The sequence below is a fragment of the Citrobacter sp. genome, assembly GCF_050252275.1.
In the GTDB taxonomy this organism is placed as follows: domain Bacteria; phylum Pseudomonadota; class Gammaproteobacteria; order Enterobacterales; family Enterobacteriaceae; genus Citrobacter_A; species Citrobacter_A amalonaticus.
This window is the reverse complement of sequence record NZ_JBFWLF010000341.1, coordinates 1-4,403: the sequence shown is the minus strand read 5'-3', so window position 1 is coordinate 4,403 and position 4,403 is coordinate 1. Positions and strand designations below refer to the sequence as shown.

General features: G+C 56.2%; 5 protein-coding genes. 4 read left to right on the top strand and 1 reads right to left on the bottom strand.

Features of this window, described 5'->3' with window-relative positions:
* The 4 genes from AB7E14_RS21025 to flhE all read left to right on the top strand — a co-directional run.
* Positions 1-400 (top strand): protein phosphatase CheZ (locus AB7E14_RS21025; protein ID WP_428169900.1); only part of this gene is annotated, 400 nt, incomplete at its 5' end.
* Positions 401-590: 190 nt separating this feature from the next.
* Positions 591-1,739, top strand: coding sequence for a flagellar biosynthesis protein FlhB (gene flhB, locus AB7E14_RS21020; protein WP_044327047.1), 1,149 nt, complete (start codon positions 591-593; stop codon positions 1,737-1,739).
* Positions 1,732-3,810 carry a flagellar biosynthesis protein FlhA gene (gene flhA, locus AB7E14_RS21015; RefSeq protein WP_090049251.1) on the top strand — a complete coding sequence of 693 codons (2,079 nt, stop codon included), beginning with the start codon at positions 1,732-1,734 and terminating at the stop codon, positions 3,808-3,810. Before flhB ends, flhA begins: the two co-directional genes overlap by 8 nt.
* Positions 3,810-4,202, top strand: a complete 393-nt coding sequence (flhE, locus tag AB7E14_RS21010; protein ID WP_043000346.1) for a flagellar protein FlhE — start codon at positions 3,810-3,812, stop codon at positions 4,200-4,202. The genes flhA and flhE overlap by 1 nt, the downstream gene beginning before the upstream one ends.
* On the opposite strand, the gene AB7E14_RS21005 is transcribed toward flhE, so the two are convergent.
* Positions 4,199-4,403 (bottom strand): hypothetical protein (locus AB7E14_RS21005; RefSeq protein ID WP_428169899.1); only part of this gene is annotated, 205 nt, incomplete at its 5' end. The genes flhE and AB7E14_RS21005 overlap by 4 nt on opposite strands.

The window sequence follows — 4,403 nt, the reverse complement described above, 5'->3', positions numbered from 1 at the left end:
AATGGAGCAAGGGGCGATGGCGCTGAGCAAGCGTTGGGACGAGTGGTTTGAAATCCCGATTGAGCTCTCTGACGCCCGCGATCTGGTGACTGACACACGAAACTACCTCGGCGATGTGCCCGGGCATACCAGTTTCACCAACGCACAGTTGCTTGACATCATGATGGCGCAGGACTTCCAGGATCTGACCGGTCAGGTGATTAAACGCATGATGGATGTGATTCAGGAGATTGAACGTCAGCTGCTGATGGTACTACTGGAAAATATTCCAGAGCAGAGTTCTCGACCCAAACGCGAAAGTGAAAGCCTGCTGAATGGTCCGCAGGTCGATGCGACCAAAGCGGGCGTTGTCGCCAGCCAGGACCAGGTGGACGATCTGCTGGATAGTTTAGGGTTTTAGTCTCATTGCCCGAAGGCACTTTGCTTATCGGGCCTACGCACGTCATGTAGGCCCGTTAAGATGCACCGCATTGTCTGCGGTACTCACCATTAACGTCATAAACCCCGCCTTTTTTGCTGCTTACTCTTGCCATTAATTCAATGCTGTTCTGGCATCATTTTCGCTCATAAGACTATCCAGGATCTGATGCGTGTCTGAAGAGAACGACGACAAAACAGAAGCCCCCACACCCCACCGACTTGAGAAAGCGCGGGAAGAGGGGCAGATCCCCCGTTCCAGAGAACTGACCTCACTGCTCATTTTGCTGGTGGGCGTCTGCATTATCTGGATTGGCGGCGAGTCGTTGGCCAGACGATTATCGGGCATGTTGTCGGCAGGACTGCGTTTTGACCACAGCATGGTCAATGATCCTAATCTGATCCTCGGGCAAATTATTCTGCTGATTAAAGAAGCGATGATCGCGCTGCTGCCGCTGATTACCGGCGTGGTGCTGGTGGCGCTGATCTCGCCGGTTCTGCTTGGCGGTCTGGTCTTCAGCGGTAAATCACTGCAACCCAAATTTTCCAAGCTCAATCCGCTGCCAGGCATCAAACGCATGTTTTCCGCGCAGACCGGGGCGGAATTGTTGAAAGCCATTCTGAAATCCACACTGGTGGGCAGCGTGACGGCGATGTATCTGTGGCATAACTGGCCGGAGATGATGCGCCTGATGGCGGAGTCACCGCGCGCGGCGATGGGCAATGCGCTGGATCTCGTTGGGCTGTGTGCGCTGCTGGTGGTGCTGGGGGTGATCCCGATGGTCGGATTCGACGTGATTTTCCAGATCATGAGCCATTTGAAAAAATTACGCATGTCACGCCAGGATATCCGTGACGAATTTAAACAGAATGAAGGCGACCCTCATGTGAAGGGGCGTATCCGGCAGATGCAGCGCCAGGCGGCGAGTCGACGCATGATGAGTGATGTCCCTAATGCCGATGTCATCGTCACCAACCCGACTCACTATTCGGTGGCGCTGCAATACGACGAAAATAAGATGAGCGCGCCGAAAGTCGTGGCGAAAGGGGCCGGACTTGTGGCCCTGCGCATTCGCGAGATCGGTGCCGAGAACAAAATTCCCACCCTTGAAGCGCCGCCGCTGGCGCGTGCGCTTTATCGCCATGCTGAGATTGGTCAGCAGATCCCCGGACAACTGTACGCCGCCGTCGCGGAAGTGCTGGCCTGGGTGTGGCAGCTTAAACGCTGGCGGCTCGCCGGTGGGGAACGTCCACCACAACCTGCAAATCTTCCAGTGCCTGAAGCCCTGGATTTTATGAACGAGAAGACTACCGATGGCTAATCTGGTTGCGATGCTGCGCCTGCCCAACAACATGAAAACCACGCAGTGGCAGATCCTTGCCGGGCCAATCCTCATTCTGCTGATCCTGTCGATGATGGTCCTGCCGTTGCCGGCGTTCATCCTTGACCTGCTGTTTACCTTTAACATCGCACTGTCGATTATGGTGCTGCTGGTGGCGATGTTCACCCAGCGCACGCTGGAGTTTGCCGCGTTTCCGACCATTCTGTTGTTCACCACGCTGCTGCGTCTGGCGCTGAACGTGGCTTCCACGCGTATTATTTTGATGGAAGGGCACACTGGCGCGGCGGCGGCGGGCAAGGTCGTTGAAGCGTTCGGCCACTTCCTGGTCGGCGGTAACTTTGCTATCGGTATCGTGGTGTTTGTTATTCTCGTCATCATCAACTTTATGGTTATCACCAAAGGTGCCGGGCGTATCGCTGAAGTGGGCGCGCGCTTCGTTCTTGACGGGATGCCGGGTAAACAGATGGCGATTGACGCCGACCTTAATGCCGGTCTTATCGGTGAAGATGAGGCGAAAAAGCGTCGTTCTGAAGTGACTCAGGAAGCCGACTTCTATGGCTCAATGGACGGTGCGAGTAAGTTCGTTCGTGGCGACGCCATCGCCGGTATTCTGATTATGGTGATTAACGTTGTGGGCGGTCTGCTGGTGGGGGTGCTGCAACATGGGATGAGCATGGGGCATGCTGCGGAAAGCTATACCCTGTTGACCATCGGTGATGGTCTGGTGGCGCAGATCCCCGCGCTGGTGATTTCAACCGCGGCGGGTGTCATCGTCACCCGCGTCAGTACCGATCAGGACGTCGGCGAGCAGATGGTCGGGCAACTGTTCAGTAATCCGAGCGTGATGTTGCTGAGCGCCGCGGTTCTGGGTCTGCTGGGCCTGGTGCCGGGGATGCCAAACCTGGTGTTCCTGATGTTTACCGCCGCGCTGCTGGGACTGGCCTGGTGGATCCGGGGACGTGAGCAGAAGGCGCCTGTCGAGCCACAACCGACTAAAGTTCCGGAAAACAACTCGGTGGTGGAAGCCACCTGGAACGACGTGCAACTGGAAGACTCTCTCGGCATGGAAGTGGGCTATCGCCTGATCCCGATGGTCGATTTTCAGCAGGACGGCGAACTGCTGGGTCGTATCCGCAGTATCCGTAAAAAGTTCGCCCAGGACATGGGCTTTCTGCCGCCAGTGGTACATATCCGCGACAATATGGATCTGCAACCTGCGCATTACCGCATCCTGATGAAAGGGGTGGAGATTGGCAGCGGCGACGCCTATCCGGGACGCTGGCTGGCGATAAACCCAGGCACGGCGGCGGGGACATTACCCGGCGAACAGACAGTGGATCCGGCCTTTGGTCTGGACGCTATCTGGATTGAAAGTGCCTTAAAAGAACAGGCGCAGATTCAGGGCTTTACCGTAGTGGAGGCCAGTACCGTAGTCGCAACCCATCTGAACCATCTGATTGGTCAGTATGCGGCTGAACTGTTCGGTCGCCAGGAGGCGCAGCAACTGCTGGATCGCGTGTCGCAGGAGATGCCGAAGCTGACCGAAGATTTAGTGCCGGGTGTGGTGACCCTGACCACGCTGCATAAAGTGTTGCAGAATCTGCTGGATGAAAAAGTGCCGATTCGCGATATGCGCACCATTCTGGAAACGCTGGCGGAACATGCGCCATTGCAGAGCGATCCGCATGAACTCACGGCGGTGGTTCGCGTGGCGCTGGGGCGCGCGATCACCCAGCAGTGGTTCCCTGGTAATCATGAAGTTAACGTGATTGGTCTCGACACCGCGCTCGAACGCCTGCTATTGCAGGCACTCCAGGGCGGTGGGGGACTGGAACCCGGCCTTGCCGATCGACTATTGGCGCAAACTCAGGAGGCGCTGTCCCGCCAGGAAATGCTGGGTGCGCCGCCGGTGCTGCTGGTTAACCATGCGTTGCGTCCATTGTTGTCGCGCTTCCTGCGCCGCAGCCTGCCGCAACTGGTGGTGCTGTCGAACATGGAACTGTCCGATAACCGTAACATCCGCATGACGGCAACCATTGGAGGTAAATAATGCGCAAACTGCTTTGGCTGTTACTTTTCCCGCTGGTGGTACAGGCTGCCGGGGAAGGGGCGTGGCAGGCCAGTAGTATCGGCATAACCCTGAATCACCGCGGCGTGGCGGCCTCGTCGTCGCCGCTTTCATCCAGCCAGCCTGTCTCCGGTCTGATGACGCTGGTCGCCTGGCGATATGAACTGAATGGCCCGACGCCTGCCGGTTTACGCGTGCGCTTATGTTCACAATCACGCTGTGTAGAGATAGAAGGGCAGAGCGGCACCACGCAGGCATTTAACAACGTGCCTGCCGTTGAACCCCTGCGTTTCATCTGGGAAGTTCCCGGCGGTGGTCGCTTAATTCCCGCATTAAAAGTTCAGAGCAATCAGGTGATTGTGAACTATCGTTAACGGTTATTCTCCTCATCAGGCAGTACGCTAAACTGCTGCCTGATTCGCATTTTTGACCTTGCCTTTTGATTGAAAAGAAACGCTGTTTTATAAATCGGTGACACGCGTTGCCGGTCTCTTTGCGTTTTTGCCATTTCACTCTCACCGGTGGCAAAATCGAAAAGGTATCCCACTTTGTAAGCTCTTACTGTAGCCGTGTAA

Excerpts from the sequence above, each read along its gene's own strand:
- flhA (WP_090049251.1), top strand. The coding sequence starts at position 1,732 with ATGGCTAATCTGGTTGCGATGCTGCGCCTGCCCAACAACATGAAAACC.
- flhE (WP_043000346.1), top strand. The coding sequence starts at position 3,810 with ATGCGCAAACTGCTTTGGCTGTTACTTTTCCCGCTGGTGGTACAGGCT.